This is a genomic window from Chryseobacterium proteolyticum (assembly GCF_046591535.1).
GTDB classification, from domain to species: domain Bacteria; phylum Bacteroidota; class Bacteroidia; order Flavobacteriales; family Weeksellaceae; genus Chryseobacterium; species Chryseobacterium proteolyticum.
The window spans coordinates 624,485-646,556 of the sequence record NZ_JBJLWK010000001.1; the positions used below are offsets into that span (position 1 = coordinate 624,485).

Below are 22,072 nucleotides of genomic sequence, written 5' to 3' on the forward strand. Positions count from 1 at the left end.
CCCGATAATTACACGTGAAGATTCACAATAAAAGAAAATACCTCAGTTTTCTTAAGTTTAAAAGAGATTTTCAGAAATATGGTCTCGAGAAAGTACGCAGCTATGAACTTGTCCTTCATTGGCTAAGCAACAGACTCAGCCGCAGCCAGTTTCTTATTCTTTCGGGTATCCTGGTAGGATGCACTGCCGGACTCGCAGGTGTTATCCTTAAAACATTGGTCCATACCATCCATTATTTCATTGTCAATAAAGTCCATTTCGAATATCAGATCCTTTTTTATATTGTTTTTCCTTTTTTAGGAATTGTGCTGACCACGAGTATTGTTCTTACTTTATTTAAAGGGCAGGACAGGAAAGGAATCGGGGCCATTCTTTATGAGATAGCTCAAAACTCCAGTATCGTTTCTTCAGTAAAAATGTACTCGCAGATTGTGCAGAGTGCCATTACCGTAGGATTGGGAGGATCCGCAGGACTGGAAAGCCCTATCGCCGTTACCGGTGCTGCCATAGGATCAAATTATGCGCAGACCTATCGTTTAGGATATAAAGAAAGAACTTTGCTTTTAGCTGCAGGAGCAACAGCAGGTATTGCGTCCGCATTCAATGCCCCGATAGCAGGAGTAATGTTCGCATTTGAGATCCTGTTGACGGGAGTTGTCTTTTCCGATTTTATTCCGCTTGTAGTTGCTGCGGTCTGCGGAAGTCTTTTATCAAGGATATTGCTTCAGGAGGATATCCTTTTCAGGTTTCACGCCAGAGAATCATTTAATTACCACAATGTTCCGTATTATCTGATATTAGGTATTGTTACAGGTTTATATGCCAGATATTTTGTGATCATCTCCCAGAAAGTAGAACATTTTATTAAGGAACTGAAAGTTTCCCGCATACGCAAGGCAATGATCGGAGGAGCCGCGTTGTCCTTACTTTGCGTCCTGTTTCCTCCGTTATTTGGTGAAGGTTATGAAACAGTAAAGGATTTCACCAATGGAAATACCCATTTTATAATTGAAAACAGTCTTTTCAGATACTTTGAAATCGGAAACTGGACGGTCATTATTTTTCTGGTCCTGATATGCCTGTTAAAAGCTTTTGCGACTTCTATTACCATTTTCAGCGGCGGGAACGGGGGGGAACTTTGCACCTTCACTTTTTGCGGGAGGTACGGTCGGTTTTCTTTTTGCTATGATCTGCCAGCAAATAGGGTTTGAGGATGTTCCTGTTACCAATCTGGTTCTTGTAGGAATGGCAGGCGCTATGAGTGGCGTACTATATGCACCTCTTACAGCTATATTTCTTATTGCCGAATCCAGTTTCGGATATGATCTGTTCATTCCGTTAATGATTGTTTCTGTAATGTCTTATTTAATGGCAAAATGGTTTTCCCCGATATCTCCGGAGCTAAAAAACATGGCTGATGAGGGCAAAATATTTACCCATGAGCATGATAAAAACCTGATGTCTTCACTTCGTACAAAAGAATTGATAGACCGGGACTCCCAGACTATTAGCCAGGATGCTCCCATTAATGATTTGTATGAACTGATCAAAAATGGAAAAAAGAACATATTTGCAATAACGGATGATGAAAAAATGCTGAAAGGAATTCTAACATTGGACGATATCCGGCCTTTGCTTTTTAACAGAGATAAAGATGCGTCATTCACCATCCAGCAGCTTATGAAAGCTCCGCCGGCAGTTATTCACCCCGAAGATGAGCCTTTGAAGATCATTCAGATTTTCGATGAAACAGGGGTTTGGAATTTACCTGTTGTGGATGCTCAAAACCGTTTTATCGGCTTCATATCAAAATCTACCGTTTTAATGAGCTACAGGGAATTGCTGAAGGAATATTCCGATTAGAATCCTTTTATTTTAAGAAACAATATTTGATATCTTTGTATCCATGAATATCCTAATCATAGAAGACGATCAGAGAGTTGCCCAGCTTACCCAAAGAGGTCTGGAAGAACAGGGATTTACGGTAACTCTGGCTTATGACGGGTTGTCCGGAAAGAAATTGGCCTTACAGAATGATTACGATCTCGTGATAACGGATATCGTTCTTCCTAAAATGGATGGAATCGACCTTTGCCGGGAAGTACGCCTTATCAAGCCTGACCTTGCGATCATTATGCTTACCGCATTGGGAACAACAGACGATAAGGTAGAGGGTTTTGATGCCGGTGCAGACGACTATCTTGTAAAACCGTTTGAAATGAGAGAATTACTGGTAAGAATAAGAGCTTTACTGAAACGCAACAACAAAGCTGCTCAGAATTCGGGATTTATCCTGCGTTACGCTGACCTGGAAATGAACCTTCATACCAAGATCGTTAAAAGGAATACAAAAGATATCAACCTCACTCCGAAAGAATTCAAACTGCTCGAATACATGCTGCACAACCCGGAAAGAGTTTTGTCAAGAGTAGAAATAGCCGAAAAAGTATGGGATACCCATTTTGATACGGGAACTAATTTTATTGATGTATATATCAATTACCTTCGTAAGAAAATAGATAAAGATTTTGATCAGAAACTCATCCAGACCAAATCCGGTATGGGGTTTATTCTTAAATTGGAGTGATGCAAATCAAAACCAGGCTTACCATATTATTCACCATTATTACAGCAACTATTTTGCTGGTATTTGCTTTTGTAATCTATTTTTCCGCAAGCCAAAGCAGGGAAACCGAATTTTATGCGCTTTTAAAAAAAAGAAGCTTACACCAAAGCCAATCTGTTCCTGAATGCTAAAGTAGACAAACATACCCTCCAGGAAATCTATCACAATAACCGTAAAACCCTGAATGAGGTTGAAGTAGCTATTTATAATACAGATCATCAGCTTTTATATCATGATGCAGTGGATATTGATTTCGTAAAGGAAACCTCAAAAATGCTTGATGATATCAATTCCAAAGGAAACATTCAGTTTTATCAGGATAACTGGCAGGTGATTGGGATTACTTATGCGTACCAGGGACAAAAATATCTGGTTACGGCGGCAGCGTATGACCAATATGGATACAGCAAAGTCAGTAATTTATTGAAAACGATCGTCATTGTTTTTATATTTTCAATCATCATCATTTTTCTGGCAGGAAGAATCTTCTCAAGAAAAGCGTTTCAGCCAGTAAATGAAATGACGGAAAAAGCTCGGAATATTTCAGCAACAAATCTCGATCTTAGACTGGAAACTACAGGAAATAAGGATGAGTTATCGGAACTGGCCAATACATTCAATGACATGCTCAATCGTCTGGAAAGCTCTTTTGATGCCCAGAAAAATTTTGTTTCCAATATTTCCCATGAACTGAGAACCCCTCTGGCCGCAATCATTACCGAACTGGAACTTTCTATTAATAAGGAGAGAACCAATAACGAATATAAAACAGTGATCAACAATGTATTAGACGACTCCAAAAAGCTGGTCCGTTTATCAAACAGCCTTCTGGATTTTGCCAAAGCAAGTTATGATCCTACGGAAATTTCCTTTAAACCTGTAAGGATCGATGAGATATTGCTGGATGCCCGTCAGCAGGTTCAGAATTATAACTATGATTATAAGATTGACCTCAATTTCAAAGCTGATATTGATGATGAAAACCAGATTACGGTAAATGGAAATGAGTATCTTTTAAAAGTGGCATTTGTAAACCTTCTTGAAAACGGATGTAAATTCTCCGATGACCATAAAAGTACAGTCTCCATTATATTCAGTAATGAAAAAATTATCCTTACATTTTCAGACCTTGGAATTGGTATTTCAGAAACAGATATGAACTTTATTTTTGCTCCTTTCCATCGAGGTGAAAATAAAGAATTTGCGGATGGAAACGGAATAGGGCTTCCTCTTACCAAAAAAATAGTTGATCTGCATAAAGGCAGCATCACCGTATCTTCACAAAAAAACAAAGGGACAACCTTCACGGTAGAGCTCCCGCATTTATAAAATTTCTAATAAAATTCTAATTTTTTTCTAGTGGTTCTCTAACCGTGTTTGTGGCAGATTGTAAAGACCTTTGTGCCAGCAAAATAAAAGAAGAGGAATCATGGGATTATTGGAATTTACAATCAGACTTTTAAGTGGAATGTTATTAGGTTCCGCCATCGGTATCGAAAGACATTGGCGTCAGAAAAGTGCGGGTTTACGTACCAATGCTCTGGTTTCCCTGGGTGCTACGGCCTTCATTCTTCTTTCCATTAAAATCGGTGGCGATGCCACCGGAAGGATTGCTTCATACATTGTAAGCGGTATAGGCTTTCTCGGTGCCGGAGTTATCATGAAAGACGGACTCAATGTACAGGGGTTGAATACCGCTGCAACCATATGGTGTTCTGCCGCTGTAGGTGCTCTTAGCGGAATGGGCCTTCAGATGGAAGCCGCGGTAGTTACTGTTACCGTTATGTTCACCCACATTATCCTTCGTCCTATAGGTATTCACCTAAACAGATTCACTTTCGTGAAATCCGGCAATGTACAGACAGACTATCTTTTTACAATAAAATGTACGGTCGAAGTGGAAAACCATATTCGTGTACTGCTCATGCAGATGCTGGGAAATGATGAAAAATTGTTACTGAAATCCCTGTCAAGCGATGATGTGGATGATAATGTTATCATCACCGCTGTAATCGTTACCGCAACACCTCAGGACAGCCTTATAGAACGTACCGCAAGCCGTCTTACCATAGAGGAAAAAGTACATAAGGTCAGTTGGGAGATTATAGGTACCCAGTCGGAATTATAATCTCTCTCTTTAACCAAAATTACCTTTTCGCGTAATGATCTACTAAACATGCATCAATCCTGTGATGCAGGATATTCTGTTCCTTTTTAACTCATTAATACCATGAGTCATGATAAAACTAAAAGAAAAAATTAAAAACCCATTTCATTCTGTAATCAATTCAGACGGAATGAATATCGGAACCATTACCAAGCTGCAAAATGCATCCAGCCAGGATGATAAATTTGTATATGCTATGCTGGAAACCAGTGAAGAAGGTATAACAAAGATAACGGCTGATGAACGTAAAGCCAGGTTCGGACACAATGAAATTCAACATCAGAAAGCTCCCAAATGGTACATCCAGCTGTTAAAAGCTTTTGCCAACCCTTTCATCTATATTCTGCTGGCTATTGCTGCAGTATCCTTTATCATTGATGTATGGCTCCCTCCCGCAGAAGAACGTGACTTTAAGACGGTAATCGTGGTTTCGGTTATGATCCTGGTCAGTACGCTATTGCGTTTCGTGCAGGAATACAGGAGCAATGCTGCTGCTGAAAAGCTGAAAAGCATGGTAAAAACAACGGCTACTGTACTCAGGAAATTTCAATCTAAACAGGAAATACCCATCAGCGAGCTTGTTCCGGGCGATATTATTTATCTGTCTGCCGGAGATATGATTCCTGCGGATTGCAGGATTATACAGAGTAAAGATTTGTTCGTCAGCGAAAGTATGCTTACAGGCGAAGCATTACCTGTGGAAAAGAACCATCTTCCGATCCGCGATGCAGAAACTAAACAGGTCATAGAACTTAATAACCTGTGCTTTATGGGAACTAATGTGGTAAGCGGCTCAGCGACGGCAGTTATTGTGGTGACCGGAGGCTACACCTATTTTGGTAGCATCAGTAAATCCATCACTGGAGAGCGTCCTGAAACCAGTTTTGATAAAGGAATCAATAAAGTGAGCTTTCTATTAATCCGTTTTATGCTGGTTATGGTTCCCGTGATTTTTTTGGTAAATGGACTAATAAAGGGAAACTGGCTGGAAGCCCTGTTGTTTGCTATTGCCGTTGCCGTAGGATTAACTCCGGAAATGCTTCCGATGATCGTTACAGCTAACCTGGCGAAAGGAGCTGTAAACATGAGCAAACGTAAGGTGATTGTAAAGCGCCTGAATTCCATTCAGAATATCGGTGCTATGGATATCCTGTGTACAGATAAAACCGGAACCCTTACTTTGGATAAAATTGTCCTTGAAAAACACCTTAATGTCCATGGAATAGAGGATGATGAAGTATTGAAATGGGCATATCTGAACAGCTATCATCAGACAGGACTAAAGAATCTTTTAGACAAAGCTGTTCTTGAGCATGTTGAGCTTCACGATTATTTAAAAGTGGAAGAACAATACCTGAAGGTAGATGAAATACCATTTGATTTTCAGCGCCGCAGAATGTCTGTTATCCTTAAAATGCACAACGGAAACCATCTCCTTATCTGCAAAGGAGCCGTAGAAGAAATGCTGGAACTATGCAGTAAAACTTTCGATCCGGGAGATAACAGGAATATTCATATTGAAAATGATAAAGCCGTTCCCATGGACGACGCCATGCGTAAGATCGTGCTGAAAACTTCAAAAAAAAATGAATGAGGAAGGACTCCGGGTAATCCTTGTTGCCATCAGGGAATTCGATGCCTCTCATCCGCTTACTTATACATTGGAAAGTGAAAAAGATCTTACTCTTACCGGATTCATCGGTTTTCTTGATCCTGCCAAGCCATCAGCTCAGCCGGCGATAGAAGCCTTACATAAATTGGGTGTTGGTGTAAAAGTACTTACCGGTGATAATGAAATTGTAACCCGGAAAATTTGCAAAGATGTAGGAATTCCGGTTCACCATATTATCAACGGAAGGGATCTGGATGAAATATCAGACGAAGTTCTGGCAGAGCGAATGGATTCTGTTTCTGTGTTTGCCAAACTAAATCCTTTACAAAAAGTAAGGGTTGTAAGAATTTTACGCGATCAGGGACATACGGTGGGCTTTATGGGAGATGGAATTAATGATGCGGCGGCCCTTAAAGAATCGGATGTAGGGATCAGTGTAGATACGGCAGTGGATGTCGCGAAAGAAAGCGCAGATATTATCCTTCTTGAAAAAGACCTTATGGTTCTCAGAAAAGGGGTGATCTACGGGCGAAGAACCTTTGGGAATATTATCAAATATATTAAAATGACTGCGAGCAGTAATTTTGGAAATATGTTCAGTATGCTGGGAGCCAGTGCATTTCTGCCTTTTCTTCCTATGCTGCCTGTTCATTTGCTGATTCAGAATTTATTGTACGATATCTCCCAGATTTCTATTCCCTGGGACAGAATGGATGAAGAATTCCTTGAAACACCAAAAAAATGGGATGCAGGCGGAGTGGCTAAATTTATGTTCTTTATAGGACCTATAAGCTCTATTTTCGATTTCGCCACATTTGCCGTGATGTATTTTGTGTTCAAAGCCAATACACCAGAACATCAGACCTTGTTTCAAAGCGGATGGTTCATTGAAGGTTTACTTTCGCAGACCCTTATCATTCATATGATCCGTACAAGGAAAATTCCTTTCATACAAAGCTGGGCCACCGCTCCGGTAGTTGCCTTAACAACTTTAATCATGATTATAGGGATTGCTATACCTTTCTCACCATTTGCAGCAGCTTTAAAGATGCAGCCTTTACCATTAAGCTATTTCCCATGGCTTTTAGGTATACTCACTTGTTATTGCCTGCTCACTCAATGGGTGAAAAACTGGTTTATCAGAAAATTCAATACCTGGTTGTAAGAAAAAGAATTCCTTTTCAAGTATTTATCGATCCAATTTCAAAAAAACAATTAAAACTATAAACGCAATGACTATTAAATCAGCACGATTGAAAAGCAATATGTCCGCAATGTTATGGCTGACAACTGCATCAATCTTTCTTTATTCCTGTAATAATAAGAAAGAACAGTCTGAAAACACAACACCGTATATCACAAAAGGAGATACGATCATTTTGCAGAAAAATACTCCGATACTTTCCAAACTAGTTTTGCATAAAGTACAGGAAGAGGAATATAATCCCAATTTACTTACCGTAGGAACGGTTAAAGCGATTCCCAATACCTATGCAGAAGTTGCCTCACCATTTGCCGGAAGGATATTGAAATCATACGTTAAACTAGGGCAGAAGGTAAATTCCGGATCTCCTTTATTTTCAATAAGTTCCAGAGACTATCTCGCTGCACAAAAAGAATACCGTGACGCCCAGCAGGAATACCGTCAGGCCGAACTGAACCTTAAGCGTCAGCAGGATTTATTACACCACGGCGTGGGTATCCGGCGTGAAACGGAAGAAGCTGCCACAGAATTCCAGATTAAGAAAACAGCACTCGACAACGCATCCGGAGCTTTGCAAATTTTTAAAAATGGTAAAAATATGTCTCCGAATACTCCTCTTGTCGTTGTATCTCCAATACAAGGAGAAGTGGTAACGAATAATATTGTTATGGGACAATACCTGAAAGAAGACGCTCCGCCTATTGCAGTAATTGCAGAGCTTTCCAAAGTATGGATAGCAGGACAGGTAAAAGAAAAGGACATTCGTTTTCTGCAAAATTTAACCTCGGTGGAAATCAATATCAGCGCATTACCGGATAAAAAAATTATGGGAAAAATTTATCATATCAATGAAATTGTCAATGAAGAAACCCGAAGTGTGGAAGTCCTGGTGGAGTGTGAAAATGATGACCGGCTTTTAAAACCCGGGATGTTTGTGAATGTAAAGTTCATTAACACCGCGGAGAAAAAAGTTTTTGTTCCTGCTAAGGCTGTCCTTCAGTTCAATGATAAAAATTATGTGCTGGTACAGACCTCTCGTAACCAATATGTAAAAAGGTATGTAGAAACAGGAATTACGGAAAATGATAAAATACAGGTCCTCAACGGGCTGAAACCTGGCGAAACGATCATCAGTGAAGGAGCTTTCTATCTTCTGGATGCTAAATAAGGAACCCAATGAAAAACATATTAAACAATATCATTGCTAAACGATGGCTGATACTGGCATTGTTTGCACTGCTTGCTCTTTTCGGATATTATTCATGGAAACAACTTTCTATAGAAGCTTATCCCGATATCGGAGATGTTACTTCCCAGGTTGTTACTCAGGTACCCGGTTTAGCTGCCGAGGAAATTGAACAGCAAATTACCATACCTATTGAACAGGCAATAAATGGACTCCCAGGAATGCATGTCATGCGAAGCAAAAGTACCTTCGGATTATCCATGGTAACCATTGTTTTCAATGACGGGGTCGATGATTACTGGGCAAGGACCAGAATTAAAGAAAGGCTGGGGGATCTCGAACTTCCGTATGGAGTAACTCCTGGGCTGGATCCGCTCACCTCTCCAACAGGAGAGATTTACCGCTATATCATTGAGAGTAAAACCCATGATCTACGTGAGCTTACTGATCTTCAGAATTTTGTAATCATCCCGAAAATAAAACAGGTTTCTGGAGTCGCAGACGTTACCAATTTTGGCGGGATTACCACCCAGTTTCAGGTAGAACTGGATCCGGTAAAGCTGGAACAATACAATATTAGCCTTAAAGAGGTGGCAGAAAAGCTTGAGGCCAACAATGCCAACTCAGGTGGAAGTGTTATGAACAGGGGAGACCAGTCTTACGTTATCCGTGGAATCGGCCTGGTTAAATCTCTCGAAGACATGGGTAGGGTTGTCGTAAAATCAGTTAATGGCTCTCCCATATACATGAATGACATTGGCAAAATAAAATATGGGAACCTTGAACGTAAAGGAGCGCTAGGCTACTCAGATCAGCGGGGTGTTAATTACCCGGACAACATAGAAGGTATTGTTCTATTGCTTAAAGGAGAAAATCCATCTGTCGTATTAAAAGGAGTAAATGATGCTGTTGATGATCTTAATAAAAACATCCTTCCAAAAGGTGTTCAGATCCATGTTGTATTAGACCGAACCAATCTTGTTGATAATACATTACATACCGTATCTAAAACTTTACTTGAAGGAATGACTTTGGTTATCATCGTATTGATTGTATTCCTTGGAAGCTGGCGCGGCGCCCTGCTTGTGGCCATTACCATCCCCCTGTCTTTGCTTATTGCATTTATATTAATGCATTTCACCAATATTCCGGCTAACCTTTTATCCCTTGGGGCTATCGATTTCGGGATTATTGTAGATGGGGCTATTGTAATGCTTGAAACGATTTTAAAGAAACGGGAAGATCATCCTGAAGAGGAACTGGAAGAAAAAACCATTACTCAAAAAGTAAAAGAAGTAGCCAAACCCATATTCTTTGCCACCATCATTATCATCACCGCTTATTTGCCATTGTTTGCTTTTGAAAGAGTAGAAAAGAAATTATTTACACCAATGGCATTTACAGTAGGTTACGCATTGCTTGGTGCCCTTGCTGTTGCATTATTCCTCATTCCGGGACTGGCTTTTGTCATCTACCGGAAACCACGGAAGATTTATCACAACCGCTGGCTTGAGAAAATAGGGACGGCATATCATAACAGAGTTCAAAAGATCATGAGCCGTCCTAAACGGATATTTATTCCATTGATTGCTATCCTGCTGACGACAGGCGTTTTAACAGCCCTGGTAGGAAAAGACTTTTTACCTCCGCTGGATGAAGGATCAATATGGCTTCAGGTTTCTTTACCACCAGGTATTACAGTAGAAAAATCAAGAGAAATGAGTGATACGCTCCGGGCGCGTACTCTTAAGCACAAAGAAGTAACGTATGTAATGGTACAGGCTGGAAGAAATGACGACGGAACTGACGCCTGGACACCTTCCCATTTTGAGGTGAGTGTAGGACTAAAACCGTATAGCGAATGGAAATGGGGAAGAAGTAAAGCGGATCTTATCAAAGAACTTGAAGCAGAATACGCAACCATGCCGGGATACAATATTGCTTTCACCCAACCGATGATCGATGGCGTAATGGACAAAATTTCCGGAGCCCATAGTGAACTCGTTGTTAAGGTATATGGAAATGATTTTAAAGAAACAAGACGAATAGCAGAAGAAGTAATGGCTACTTTAAAAAAGGTAAAAGGAGCCGTGGACCTTGCTATAGATCAGGAGCCTCCGTTGCCCCAGTTACAGATAAAGGTAGATCGCGAAAAAATCGCCCAGTATGGACTTAACGTATCTGATGTTTCAGATCTTATAGAAGTAGCCATCGGGGGAAAAGCTGTTTCAAAAGTATATCAGGGAATCAAAGTATACGATATTATTACGAGGTATAACGAAACCAGCAGAAATACGCCGGAAAAAATAGGTAGCCTGATGCTTACCAATGAATCCGGGGCGAAAATCCCACTATCTCAGGTTGCAGATATACAGTTGAATACAGGGGAAAGTATGATCGCACGTGAAATGAACAAGCGTCATCTCACCGTACGCCTTAACCTTCGTGGTACTGATTTAACGTCATTTTTATCACAAGCAGAAAATGCCATCGAAAAAAAATGTAAAATATGATCACGAAAAATACAGCATCAAATGGGGTGGTCAGTTTGAAAACCAGAACCGTGCCTACGGAAGGCTTTCTGTTATTGTTCCCCTGGCGCTTTCCATTATGTTTATTTTGTTGTATGGAGCTTTCCAGTCATTCCGTCAGGCCGGGCTTTTAATCAGTATAGTTCCGCTGGCTCTTTTCGGAGGAATGCTTGCTCTCAATCTTCGGGGCATGACCCTGAATATTTCATCAGCAGTTGGTTTTATTGCTTTATTTGGAGTCGCCATACAAAACGGGGTAATCATGATCTCCCACATCAATGACCTGCGAAAGAAAGGGTACGACCTGAAAAAAGCAGTAACAGAAGGAGCTTTCCATCGCTTCCGTCCGGTTCTGATGACCGCTACTGTCGCCATATTGGGGTTATTTCCTGCCTCATTGGCTACAGGTATTGGCTCTGATGTACAAAGACCTCTGGCCACTGTAATTGTGTATGGACTCCTGTTTTCTACCATCATTACCCTGTTTGCACTTCCTGCACTTTACTATCTGATAGAAAATAAATGGGGAAAGAATTTTAATGTACCAAAAGAAGATTAAAATGATCACAATAAAAAAATACACACAGCTTTTTATCATAATATTCCTCGTTTCAGCCTTCAATATAAAGGCCCAGAAGATTGATACTACATTCGCTAAAAAACCAATTGATTATATGACCTACATCAATCTGGTCGGAAAAAACAATCTGGCATATTCTGCAGAAAAATTCAATATCAATATTGCTGATGCCGCGATACAAACCGCCCGGATTTTTCCGGATCCACAATTAGGCTTCGGATGGTTTGATAACGGACAAAGAAGAATGAAGATGGGCTATGGTTTTAACTCTGAAGTAAGCTGGACATTGGAAATGGGGGGCAAAAGAAAAGCCCGTATAGAAGTTGCTCGAAATCAGGCACAGCTTAGCCGTCTTCTTCTGGATGATTATTTCCGTAATCTCCGGGCAGATGCTACACTGGTGTATCTCTCTGCCATCCAGAGCAGGATCGTGCTGGATGTAGAATCCAATTCTTACCTGCAGATGAAAAAACTGGCGGAATCCGACAGTATCCGCTTTAAATTAGGTGTGATTACCCAGGTAGATGCCAGGCAATCAAAGCTGGAAGCAGGTACTATGCTGAACGATGTATTTTCTGCAGAAGCAGAGTGGAAAGCTTCATTAGCTAACCTTTCACTTTTGTCGGGAAAAGCTAAAAGTGATTCTTTATGGTATCCTCAGGGCGATTTTTCAGGGTTTGAACGGCAATTTTCCTTATCGGATCTGGTTATTGAAGCTCAAAACAACAGGGCAGATTTAAAAGCAGCCCTGCAAAACAAAACCGTTTCTCAAAGTCTGCTTAAGCAAGCTAAGGCTGACCGCGCGATTGACCTGGGACTGTCATTTGGTGTTAATAATGCTTCTTACGTGAGAAATACCATCGCTCCCACACCTGCAATGACTACTGTAAATGCAGGAATCAGTGTTCCCCTGAAATTTTCAAACAACAGATCGGGAGATCTGAAAGCAGCACAATACGGTACCTTACAGGCAGAAACAACCTATAAACAAACTGAGCTCCAGATTCAAACCGAAGTTACCCAGGCATATTACACCTATATCGCAGCTCAAAAGCAGGTGAATCAGTTTAAATCCGGTTTGCTTACAGAAGCTAAAGCTATCCTTGAGGGCAAAATATACAGCTATAAGAGAGGTCAGTCTTCCTTACTGGAAGTCCTGAATGCACAACGTACCTATAATGATGTACAGCACGATTATTACGGAACACTTTACAACTATGCCGTTGCATTGGTAGAGCTTGAAAGAGCTGCCGGAATATGGGATATTAATTTATAATTAAAAACAATGAAAAAAATATTTTTTATACTGATCATACTACTTGAAGGACATTTTATATATGCTCAACAGAATTCTGATACGTTAAAAACAGATTCCATAGAATCAAACACAAACAAAGTAAGCTGGGGTGTGAAAGCGGGTATTAATTCTTATAATTTTTACGGCAAAGAGAGGGATTTTATTTTTGCGAATCCAGACACAAAATTCAAACCGGGCTTCCATGCAGGCGTATTTGTTAACACCCGGATAAGCAAAAATATAGAACTTACCCATGAATTGACTTTCAGCCAAAGAAGGGTAGGTGTCTCCTATAAGGATGGTTCTGACCAAACTTATAACTCCGTCATCAACAGCTCTTATATTGATATTATTCCTGTGAACATGAATTACCGCCTATCCGGATTTAAATTCTATGCAGGGCCGTATGTAAGTGTTTTAGCAGCAGCCAATACAAAACGAAAAGATGAAAATGGTAACGTTTTCCGGGATAAAAGCATTTTCGGAGATGCGGCCAATGATGAAAGCAAAAGCTATTATCTTCAGAAATTTGATTTTGGAATGAATATCGGTCTGGACTACCAGCTAAAAGACAGATGGTCGGTAGGGCTAAGATACACACATGGTTTTACAGATCTTTTTCAGAATGCCAACAGTTCAGCAAACGGCAATGCTAAAAAAGATAAAATTAAAATATACAACCGGGGACTTATGCTTTCTTTAGCGTATGACCTGACATCATATCATTCTTATAAATAATGCAAAAAGGAATCAAAATCTCAAAGTTCTAAAACAGAACAGTAAAAACACAAAGAAATTATATATTTTTTGGTTCCTTTTAATCCAATACGATCATCTTATATCGTAGATTATTTATTTCTAAATTAGTGTTAAAGCCGGGTTTTAACCCGGCTTATTTTAGTTCCAAAATGTATTAACGCGCTAAAACCTGCATATAGAATTCTATAAAACTATAGCGTTTTTGTCCTCAAATTCTTAGATCTAAGTTGCCTAAGGAAACTTTCATCCAGGAAGTATTTTTGAGGCTTCAGTAATTAAACTATCCATCAATACCGGTGCGCTTTTATGCTTAAGAACCGGTGCGATCTGCCCACCCCAGAAAAATACCATTTCATTTTTCCCTTGTTCCAGAGCGGCCTTACGCAAAGATGACATAAAAGTAGTTTGTAATGGAAAAGGTAAGTGGGAAATCTGTTTTTCTGAAAGATCCTTTAAAATTTCATTGGTTATTCCTCTGCCTAAACGTCCGGTATAAGCTCTTGACAGCCTCGTGTTTTTTGACGACTCTGAAAAAAGAGCCTCTCTATGAACAGGCAAAGCACCGGATTCCTCACAAGCCAGAAACGCAGTTCCGATTTGCACTCCTTCCGCTCCTAATGTAAGCGCAGCTGCAATTCCGGTCCCATTAGCAATTCCACCGGCAGCAATGACCGGTATTTTAATCCTATCTTTTATCAACTGTACAAGAACGAATGTGCCCGTAGTTGAATATTCAGCCTTATCCAAAAATGAAGGTCTGTGACCGCCGCTTTCAAACCCTGAAGCAACAATAATATCTACTCCAATATTCTCCAGAGCTATCGCTTCGTCCAACGTCGTTGCGTTTCCCGCCAAAAGAATTCCTCTTTTATGGCATTCCTCGACAACAGTTGGATCCAGCAACCCAAACATAAAGCTGAAAACCTTTGGTTTAATATCCAAAACCGTCTGCAGCTGATTCAGAAACCTGGATTCAAAAGAGGGTGGAAGAGCGGGAACATCTATTTGCAGTTGGTCAAAATAAGGTCTAAAAGCCTCCACAGTTTCTTTATAGCTTTTTTCATTATCTTCCGCACTTACAAAATCTGTATCGGAAACCCAAAGATTAAGATTATAGGGTTGAGCCGTTTGAGATCTTATTTTCTGATCGACCTCATAAATTTCCTGCGGACTAAGGGTATATGCTCCAAAACCACCTAATCCACCCTTATTGCTTACCCGTGAAGTGAGTTCTACTGTAGATAAGCCTCCTCCGAAAGGTCCCTGCCAGATAGGGTATTCAATTCCAAGTAAATCTGTAATTCTGTTTGTATTCCACATAATAAGTGATTTGATTGGGTTACCAATTATTCAACATCCGTAAGGGTTTTGTTTACGATCAACCATTTCCCGTTTATTTTATGGAAAGTAATAAAATTATAGTAATTATAATCGTACATCTTCACATTGAGCTTTACTGAGGCAATAGAATTAATCACGTCGATGGAAATAATCTCCGGATGAAACGGTGCTCCTGCCTTTTCCGGGCTGACCCGATTGCCTACACCTTCGATGTATTGTTCCGCTGTTTTATAATACGCTACTCCTTTTATATCTCCGAATAGAAGGGCGTCTTTGAAGAAGACTTCCTTCAAAAGTGTTGTATTCCCTTCAAAAATGCCTTTGAAGTAATATTGCTCAAGTGCGGTTCTTATAGCGGTTTCTTCTGTACTATTTTTCATAGTGTTGATTTTTTGAGCATGGCTGCTTAGTGGAATACCCAGCAACCATGCTATTAATAATACAATTTTCATTATAGGTAATGTCCGGCTCCCATGCCGCCATCCACATTGATTATCGCTCCCGTGATCAGTTTGTTGCATGCAATGCTGTAAACCATTTGTGCAACTTCTTCCGGTTCACCGATACGGTTCAGTAAATGAATTCCTGCTGCCTGATCGATATTTTCATCGTGCATAGGGGTTCTGATCAGCCCGGCGGCAACGGTATTTACTCTGATATTATCTTTTCCAAACTCGGCGGCAAGTTGATGAGTTAAAGCATGGATCGCACCCTTACTCGATATCGGAGCCGTAGAAGGAGACCCTGCCATAGCGTGGTATACCAATGGAGAACCTATATTAATAATAACTCCATTTCTCTGCTTCTGCATCTGAGGAATAACCGACTGTGTCGTAAAAAATGTCCCTTTAAGGTTTGTTCTTAAAAACCTGTCCAGATGATCTTCTGTTACTTCAAGAAATGGTTTGTTTTCATAAATTCCTGCATTATTGACCAGAACATCTGCTGAACCAAATCGCTCAATCGCTGTTTTTACAAGTAATTCACCAATAGCTTTGTCGGCAACATCCCCTGCAATCATTGCCAAATGATCTCCACCTCCCAATTCATTAAAAACCTCCTGCAATTTAGATTCTGTTCTTGAATTAATAACTACATTACTTCCTTTTTCCAGAAAATACCTGGCGATCTCCAATCCGATTCCTGAGGATGCACCTGTTATGATGACCGTTTGTTTCTCCATTTTTCTATTTTTTATCGGTGGAAAATCCCTGTTCTTTCAACGCAGATACCTGCTCTCCGGCATATCCCCAGTTATCATCTTCTATTTCATCAATCACCACATGGGTAAGATGCGGATCTTTATTCAAAACTGAAGTTACCAGTTCTGTTACTCCTTTTATCAAAAGTTGTTTTTGTTCTCTTGTAACTCCGTCACGAAGAACTTCTATTTTTATATAAGGCATGATTGTAAATTTTTAAGGTTATTAATTATTTTCAACTGATTCAGCAACCAGATTAATGGTAAGGTCAAAATTGTTGTATATCAAAGTATCCCCTAAATCCGTGAAGAAATTACCTGATCTGAATTTCATATTATACTTAGTACGGTCAAGAACAATTTTACTTTGAATAGTTGCTGAGTTTGGATTGTTCTCGATTTTTAGTACAGTATCAATAGGATGGGTGATTCCCTTAATCGTAAGATCTCCGTTTACATAATACAGATGATCATCACCAGGCTCTGCATGCCTGATTTCAAAGGTAGATTCCGGAAACTGATCCGAATTAAAGAAATCATCGGAAGCTAAATGACCTGCAAACTGAGCGTTGGTCTCAGCATCTTCGATATCAAGAATTTTTATAGAACGGGTATCTATAATAAATGTTCCCGAAGATAGTTGGTTGTCTTTAAAAGTAAATGAACCTTCTTTAATTCCGATGGTCCCATAATGAGCACCGGTTATTTTTCTTCCGGTCCATTCTATTGTACTTTTTTCATGGTCTACTTTAAAATTTTGTGTATTCATTTTTTCTATGTTTAAATGTTGACACAAAGTTCAGAAGGGGACGTTAAAAAGTTACGTGACATGGGTCACAATTTAATTTTACTGAAAAGCAATGAGTAAATTAAGAGATCAGGGTTGATACAAACGGCTTAAGGTTTCTCTGGAAACACCGAGATAAGCAGCTATAAGATGTTTAGGGACAAGATTATACAATTGAGGATACATTGATAAAAGTTCTTCGTATCTGAACTTAGCATCGTTATTCATTAGTGAAAGAAGGCGTTTCTGTACTGCAACATAGCCTTTATTGGTTCTCCACCTGAAAAAATGCTCCATTTCATGAATTTCGCTGCATATCTTTTCTCTGTTTTTATTGGATATGGCCAATACGGTTGCATGGGTAATGCAATCAATATTTATGGTTGCCTTCTGATGACTGTACAGTGCATTATAATCGGAAACCCACCAATTCGGCATTGCAAATTGTAAAATAAACATCTTCATGGCATCATTTAGATAAAACGCCTTAAGGCAACCCTCCAGGACAAAATATTCGTGATCTACAGAATTTCCTTCCGACAAAAGCATCTGTCCTTTTTTCAGACTGATCAGGGTGAAATGCGAAAATACATAATCCAGTTGCTCTTTATTGAGAGAAACAAATTGCGACAGATGTTGCTGTAATATCTCTTTAGGATGGGTCATCAATTTTTTAATTGAATTACAAATATACAATGTAAAACATTTCCCCAAAACAGCCCTTAACTTTATCTTATCCATTAAGAAGAACTTCAGTCTAATTTTAGTAGGGTAAAGAAAACAATTGCAATAATACCTAAATACCAAAAACGGATGATTCAAAGTAATATATTGTCATTTTAACACAAAAGCCGTTCAACCGTTTGAACGCTTTTTTATGATTCCAAAAATAAATATACCGATTGGTATATTTATTTTATATCTTTGCCATTTAAAAATGGAACTACTGAATTAAAGGCGGGTTATTCCTTTTGTTTCAACCATAAAATTTTTTAATTCAAAATATACCGATCGGTATATTAAATAGTAAAATGCTATGAAAAGAATCATTCTTATTATCACGGTAATCTCCGCAGCCATTATGGAGCTTATAGACACTTCCATAGTAAATGTTGCCCTTAATTATATGAGCGGAAACCTGGGGGCAACATTAGAAGACATTTCCTGGGTGGTTACAGCTTATGGGATTGCCAACGTTATTATTATTCCGATGACCAGCTTTCTGGTCAATAACCTTGGCCGGCGGAATTATTACATCGGCTCTATTATCCTGTTTACCTTTTGTTCTTTTATGTGCGGCAACTCCACAAACCTCTGGGAACTCGTCATGTTCCGGTTTCTGCAGGGGATAGGAGGTGGAGCGTTATTATCTGTATCTGCCATGGTTGTATACGAGTGTTTTCCAAAAGAAAAACAGAATATTGCCAGCGCTTTATTTGGGATCGGGGTTTTCATAGGACCCACGATCGGGCCTACACTCGGTGGATTTATTACGGATAACTTTTCATGGCGATGGATCTTTTACATCAACATTCCTTTAGGAATACTGGCCGCTATTCTATGTTTAAAATTATTACCCGAATCTCCGACCCGGCAAAAGGTTAAAAAGATCGACTGGCCAGGAATTATTCTCTTAATTATTGGTATCGGCTCTTTACAGACCGTTTTGGAGCGCGGGGAAACGGAAGACTGGTTTGCTGCCCGTTATATTATTTTCCTCACTGTAGCAGCTGTCCTTTCACTCGTTCTTTTCGTTCACAGGGAGCTCACTATACCACATCCCGTGGTAAAGCTATCGGTTCTTAAGCACCCTTCACTCAGTATCTCTGCCATACTTACCTTTATAACCGGGATTGGCATGTTTACTTCCATTTACCTCACTCCTGTACTGGCACAACGCTTTTTAGGATTCAACCCGGCTCAGGCTGGTCTTCTACTGCTTCCGGGTTCCATTATTGCCGTATTTGCGCTGATCATTACCGGGAAAGTTTTGCAAAAAGGAGTTCCTCCTGCATTGGTGGTATTGCTTGGTTTTTGTTGTTTTATTTATTTTAACTGGTCTATGGCACAGGTAAACCTGGATGTTTCTTTTGCTACAATTTCCATTAATCTTATATTCAGAGCACTGGGAATGGCTTTACTTACCGTTCCGCTTGCATCACTTGCCGTTTCTTCTTTAAAAGCTGAAGATATGCCCCAGGGAACCGCTATTAACAACATGATGCGCCAGTTGGGTGGTTCATTTGGAATATCCATTATCAATACATATATCGCAAGAAGGGTTGCTCTTCACCGTACCGACCTTATCTCCAACCTTACTCCGGATAACCGTTCGGTAATGGATCGTCTTCAAACCTACACTTCACTTTTTCAGAGCAAGGGATTCGGTTTTCCTGAAGCACAGCAAAAAGCAATAGGTCTGATGGAAAAAATTGTGGTGAAACAATCATTTTTTTTTAAGCTATATCGATGCCTATATGGTTATTGGTCTGGCATTTATATTTGTCTTACCTTTATTATTATTTTTCCTGAAGAGGAATAAGAATAAAAAAATAGTAATCGTATCAGCAGACCATTAAAACAGAATCATATAAAATATAATAAAATCAATATCATGAAAGAAGTATTCATTGTATCAGCAAAACGTACTCCCGTCGGAGGATTACTTGGGAATCTGTCCACTTTTACAGCCACACAGCTGGGCGCTCTGGCCATTCGGGAAGCTTATAAAAACATTTCTCTGGAACCGGAATTACTGGACAGTGTTTATATGGGAAATGTACTGAGTGCAGGAGTAGGACAGGCTCCGGCAAGACAAGCTGCTATTTTTGCTGATATCCCGTATGATAAAGATGCCACGACCATCAATAAGGTATGTGCTTCAGGAATGAAGGCAACTTCATTGGGAGCACAGCAAATCCAGACAGGCCTTGAACATCTCATCGTAACAGGCGGAATGGAAAGTATGAGCAATACACCACATTATGCCTTCATAAGAAACGGAAAAAAATTAGGAGACCTTACCCTTACTGATGGGATGACTAAAGACGGTTTATGGGACGTTTATCATAATTTCCATATGGGAAGTGCGGCAGAGCTGGGAATTAAAAAATATGGACATACCCGGCAGGAACTGGATGATTATGCATTGTCTTCTTATCAGAAATCACAAAACGCAACTGCACAGGGGAAATTTAAAAATGAAATTGTTCCTGTAGAATTCACCAAAGGAAAAGAAACCATTACCATCGATAAAGATGAAGATATTTTTAAGCTTATTCCTGAAAAAATGGCTCAGCTGAAGCCTGTTTTTGAACCGGACGGATTGCTTACCGCGGCCAACTCCAGTAATCTGAATGACGGTGCCGCAGCTTTGATTCTCGCTTCGGCAGAAGCTGTAGAAAAATATCAGCTGAAACCGCTTGCCAAAATTATCGGTTACGCAGATGCCGCCCAGGCACCGGAATGGTTTACAACATCTCCGGCTCTTGCTATTCCAAAAGCTCTTTTAAGTGCCAACCTTGACCTTTCAGCAGTAGATTATTTTGAGATCAATGAAGCTTATGCCTCAGTTGTACTTTCCAATCAGAAGATCTTAGGTTTTGATCCTGAAAAAGTGAATGTATATGGCGGCGCAGTAGCCATTGGACATCCGATAGGAGCTTCCGGAGCCAGAATTCTTGTGACCCTTGTCAATGTCCTTCAACAGGAAAAGGGAAAATATGGTGTAGCTGCGATTTGTAATGGTGGTGGAGGAGCTTCCGCTATGGTTATCGAAAATATGAATATATAGCTAAAGTATTTTTAATTCCATAAAAAAAATGTCTGGCCAGATGAATGACCGGACATTTTTTTATGAATACAATATTCCAGGCTTACGAAGGCAGGTCTTTTAAAAACTCTCTGATGTCATTACTTATTTCTTCTGCATGGGTTTCCAGCGCGAAATGTCCGGTTTCATAAAATTTTACAATAGCATCCGGAATATCTTTTTTGTAAGCTTCCGCTCCCGGAGGCAAAAAGAAAGGATCATATTTTCCCCATGCAGCCAGGAACCGGGGCTGGTATTTTCTGAAATATGCTTGAAATTCAGGATATAGTGCCACATTACTCCGGTAATCCAGCATCAGGTCAATCTGAATATCATTCATTCCCGGGCGGTTTAGAAAATGCTGATCCAGAGCATAAGATTCAGGGGCGATAAGCGAAAGATCCTTAACACCTTCCTGGTACTGGAATTTGGTCATCTTTTCAGAAGTAAAATCACTTAAGAGCTTACGGTTTTCCGGAGTGGGATCTTCCCAGTATTTTCTTATCGAACTCCAGCTGTCACTAAGGCCTTCTTCATAGGCATTCCCATTCTGAGAAATAATTCCCGTTATTTTTTCGGGATTGGCTAAAGCTAACCTAAGACCGGTAGGAGCACCATAATCAAAAATATAAAGGGCAAATCTTTTTAATTCCAATCTATCAATAAATCTCTGCATTATCCTGGCAAGATTATCAAACGTATAGCTGAAGTGGTCAGAATCCGGAGCATCACTAAACCCGAAACCCGGTAGATCCGGTGCAATGATATGATATTGATCATTCAGCTTAGGAATCAGGTTGCGGAACATGTGTGAAGACGTAGGAAATCCATGAAGAAGCAAAAGAACAGGAGCATCTTCAGGCCCGGATTCACGGTAAAAAATATTCAGACCATCAACGTCTGTATTGTTGTAATAAATGGTTGGGTTCATAATTGTTTTTATTTTTTTGTTATTTCAAAATTACGCCAT

Annotated in this window: 19 protein-coding genes and 1 pseudogene; 13 read left to right on the forward strand and 7 right to left on the reverse strand. The window is 39.8% G+C overall.

Going from position 1 to position 22,072, the window contains the following annotated elements; genetic code table 11:
- Positions 1-14: 14 nt before the first annotated feature.
- The 11 genes and pseudogenes from ACJ5H0_RS02805 (at position 15) to ACJ5H0_RS02855 (ending at position 13,941) form a co-directional block, all read left to right on the forward strand.
- Entirely contained in the window at positions 15-1,211 is a 1,197-nt protein-coding gene (locus tag ACJ5H0_RS02805; RefSeq protein WP_411247026.1) for a chloride channel protein, read from the forward strand.
- Positions 1,093-1,863 carry a chloride channel protein gene (locus ACJ5H0_RS02810; RefSeq protein WP_411247027.1) on the forward strand — a complete coding sequence of 257 codons (771 nt, stop codon included), beginning with the start codon at positions 1,093-1,095 and terminating at the stop codon, positions 1,861-1,863. Before ACJ5H0_RS02805 ends, ACJ5H0_RS02810 begins: the two co-directional genes overlap by 119 nt.
- Positions 1,864-1,906: 43 nt before the next feature.
- Positions 1,907-2,587 (forward strand): response regulator transcription factor, encoded by a 681-nt coding sequence (locus ACJ5H0_RS02815; RefSeq protein ID WP_411247028.1) that lies wholly within the window; start codon positions 1,907-1,909, stop codon positions 2,585-2,587.
- Positions 2,588-2,866: 279 nt separating this feature from the next.
- Entirely contained in the window at positions 2,867-3,955 is a 1,089-nt protein-coding gene (locus tag ACJ5H0_RS02820) for a HAMP domain-containing sensor histidine kinase (RefSeq protein ID WP_411247029.1), read from the forward strand.
- 100 nt (positions 3,956-4,055) lie between these two features.
- The gene (locus ACJ5H0_RS02825; RefSeq protein ID WP_411247030.1) at positions 4,056-4,754 is read left to right on the forward strand and encodes an MgtC/SapB family protein; all 699 of its coding nucleotides are present in this window, start codon (positions 4,056-4,058) and stop codon (positions 4,752-4,754) included.
- Positions 4,755-4,863: 109 nt separating this feature from the next.
- A complete protein-coding gene (gene mgtA / locus ACJ5H0_RS02830; RefSeq protein ID WP_411247031.1) occupies positions 4,864-6,387 on the forward strand; it encodes a magnesium-translocating P-type ATPase in 1,524 nt (507 codons plus the stop codon).
- Positions 6,380-7,570 carry a magnesium-translocating P-type ATPase gene (mgtA, locus tag ACJ5H0_RS02835; protein ID WP_411247032.1) on the forward strand — a complete coding sequence of 397 codons (1,191 nt, stop codon included), beginning with the start codon at positions 6,380-6,382 and terminating at the stop codon, positions 7,568-7,570. The genes mgtA (ACJ5H0_RS02830) and mgtA (ACJ5H0_RS02835) overlap by 8 nt, the downstream gene beginning before the upstream one ends.
- A gap of 67 nt (positions 7,571-7,637) precedes the next feature.
- On the forward strand, positions 7,638-8,777 hold the full coding sequence (locus ACJ5H0_RS02840; RefSeq protein ID WP_411247033.1) for an efflux RND transporter periplasmic adaptor subunit: 1,140 nt from the start codon (positions 7,638-7,640) through the stop codon (positions 8,775-8,777).
- 8 nt (positions 8,778-8,785) lie between these two features.
- Positions 8,786-11,885 (forward strand): annotated as a pseudogene (locus ACJ5H0_RS02845) (efflux RND transporter permease subunit).
- Position 11,886: 1 nt separating this feature from the next.
- A complete protein-coding gene (locus tag ACJ5H0_RS02850) occupies positions 11,887-13,182 on the forward strand; it encodes a TolC family protein (protein WP_411247034.1) in 1,296 nt (431 codons plus the stop codon).
- Positions 13,183-13,191: 9 nt separating this feature from the next.
- On the forward strand, positions 13,192-13,941 hold the full coding sequence (locus ACJ5H0_RS02855; protein ID WP_411247035.1) for a porin family protein: 750 nt from the start codon (positions 13,192-13,194) through the stop codon (positions 13,939-13,941).
- A 264-nt stretch (positions 13,942-14,205) separates the two neighbouring features.
- On the opposite strand, the gene ACJ5H0_RS02860 is transcribed toward ACJ5H0_RS02855, so the two are convergent.
- From ACJ5H0_RS02860 to ACJ5H0_RS02885, 6 genes are all read right to left on the reverse strand, one after another.
- Positions 14,206-15,282 (reverse strand): NAD(P)H-dependent flavin oxidoreductase, encoded by a 1,077-nt coding sequence (locus ACJ5H0_RS02860; RefSeq protein WP_411247036.1) that lies wholly within the window; start codon positions 15,280-15,282, stop codon positions 14,206-14,208.
- A gap of 26 nt (positions 15,283-15,308) precedes the next feature.
- Positions 15,309-15,755, reverse strand: a complete 447-nt coding sequence (locus tag ACJ5H0_RS02865) for a nuclear transport factor 2 family protein (protein ID WP_172282729.1) — start codon at positions 15,753-15,755, stop codon at positions 15,309-15,311.
- On the reverse strand, positions 15,755-16,486 hold the full coding sequence (locus ACJ5H0_RS02870; protein WP_172282728.1) for an SDR family NAD(P)-dependent oxidoreductase: 732 nt from the start codon (positions 16,484-16,486) through the stop codon (positions 15,755-15,757). The genes ACJ5H0_RS02865 and ACJ5H0_RS02870 overlap by 1 nt, the downstream gene beginning before the upstream one ends.
- Before the next feature lie 4 nt (positions 16,487-16,490).
- On the reverse strand, positions 16,491-16,709 hold the full coding sequence (locus tag ACJ5H0_RS02875) for a tautomerase family protein (RefSeq protein WP_172282726.1): 219 nt from the start codon (positions 16,707-16,709) through the stop codon (positions 16,491-16,493).
- 21 nt (positions 16,710-16,730) lie between these two features.
- Positions 16,731-17,273, reverse strand: a complete 543-nt coding sequence (locus ACJ5H0_RS02880; RefSeq protein ID WP_411247037.1) for a YceI family protein — start codon at positions 17,271-17,273, stop codon at positions 16,731-16,733.
- A gap of 108 nt (positions 17,274-17,381) precedes the next feature.
- A complete protein-coding gene (locus ACJ5H0_RS02885; protein WP_411247038.1) occupies positions 17,382-17,957 on the reverse strand; it encodes a Crp/Fnr family transcriptional regulator in 576 nt (191 codons plus the stop codon).
- 370 nt (positions 17,958-18,327) lie between these two features.
- Between ACJ5H0_RS02885 and ACJ5H0_RS02890 the strand changes: the two genes are divergently transcribed.
- Positions 18,328-19,833: an MDR family MFS transporter gene (locus tag ACJ5H0_RS02890; RefSeq protein WP_411247039.1), complete on the forward strand. Its 1,506-nt coding sequence runs from the start codon at positions 18,328-18,330 to the stop codon at positions 19,831-19,833.
- Positions 19,834-19,905: 72 nt separating this feature from the next.
- Positions 19,906-21,084 carry an acetyl-CoA C-acyltransferase gene (locus ACJ5H0_RS02895; protein ID WP_411247040.1) on the forward strand — a complete coding sequence of 393 codons (1,179 nt, stop codon included), beginning with the start codon at positions 19,906-19,908 and terminating at the stop codon, positions 21,082-21,084.
- 82 nt (positions 21,085-21,166) lie between these two features.
- Here the strand turns inward: ACJ5H0_RS02895 and ACJ5H0_RS02900 are convergent, their stop codons facing one another.
- A complete protein-coding gene (locus tag ACJ5H0_RS02900) occupies positions 21,167-22,033 on the reverse strand; it encodes an alpha/beta fold hydrolase (protein WP_411247041.1) in 867 nt (288 codons plus the stop codon).
- Positions 22,034-22,072 lie beyond the last annotated feature (39 nt).

Excerpts from the sequence above, each read along its gene's own strand:
- ACJ5H0_RS02860 (WP_411247036.1), bottom strand. The coding sequence starts at position 15,282 with ATGTGGAATACAAACAGAATTACAGATTTACTTGGAATTGAATACCCT.
- ACJ5H0_RS02865 (WP_172282729.1), bottom strand. The coding sequence starts at position 15,755 with ATGAAAATTGTATTATTAATAGCATGGTTGCTGGGTATTCCACTAAGC.
- ACJ5H0_RS02885 (WP_411247038.1), bottom strand. The coding sequence starts at position 17,957 with ATGACCCATCCTAAAGAGATATTACAGCAACATCTGTCGCAATTTGTT.
- ACJ5H0_RS02855 (WP_411247035.1), top strand. The coding sequence starts at position 13,192 with ATGAAAAAAATATTTTTTATACTGATCATACTACTTGAAGGACATTTT.
- ACJ5H0_RS02840 (WP_411247033.1), top strand. The coding sequence starts at position 7,638 with ATGACTATTAAATCAGCACGATTGAAAAGCAATATGTCCGCAATGTTA.
- ACJ5H0_RS02870 (WP_172282728.1), bottom strand. The coding sequence starts at position 16,486 with ATGGAGAAACAAACGGTCATCATAACAGGTGCATCCTCAGGAATCGGA.
- ACJ5H0_RS02875 (WP_172282726.1), bottom strand. The coding sequence starts at position 16,709 with ATGCCTTATATAAAAATAGAAGTTCTTCGTGACGGAGTTACAAGAGAA.
- ACJ5H0_RS02815 (WP_411247028.1), top strand. The coding sequence starts at position 1,907 with ATGAATATCCTAATCATAGAAGACGATCAGAGAGTTGCCCAGCTTACC.
- ACJ5H0_RS02850 (WP_411247034.1), top strand. The coding sequence starts at position 11,887 with ATGATCACAATAAAAAAATACACACAGCTTTTTATCATAATATTCCTC.
- ACJ5H0_RS02895 (WP_411247040.1), top strand. The coding sequence starts at position 19,906 with ATGAAAGAAGTATTCATTGTATCAGCAAAACGTACTCCCGTCGGAGGA.
- ACJ5H0_RS02900 (WP_411247041.1), bottom strand. The coding sequence starts at position 22,033 with ATGAACCCAACCATTTATTACAACAATACAGACGTTGATGGTCTGAAT.
- mgtA (WP_411247031.1), top strand. The coding sequence starts at position 4,864 with ATGATAAAACTAAAAGAAAAAATTAAAAACCCATTTCATTCTGTAATC.
- ACJ5H0_RS02880 (WP_411247037.1), bottom strand. The coding sequence starts at position 17,273 with ATGAATACACAAAATTTTAAAGTAGACCATGAAAAAAGTACAATAGAA.
- ACJ5H0_RS02890 (WP_411247039.1), top strand. The coding sequence starts at position 18,328 with ATGAAAAGAATCATTCTTATTATCACGGTAATCTCCGCAGCCATTATG.
- ACJ5H0_RS02825 (WP_411247030.1), top strand. The coding sequence starts at position 4,056 with ATGGGATTATTGGAATTTACAATCAGACTTTTAAGTGGAATGTTATTA.
- mgtA (WP_411247032.1), top strand. The coding sequence starts at position 6,380 with ATGAATGAGGAAGGACTCCGGGTAATCCTTGTTGCCATCAGGGAATTC.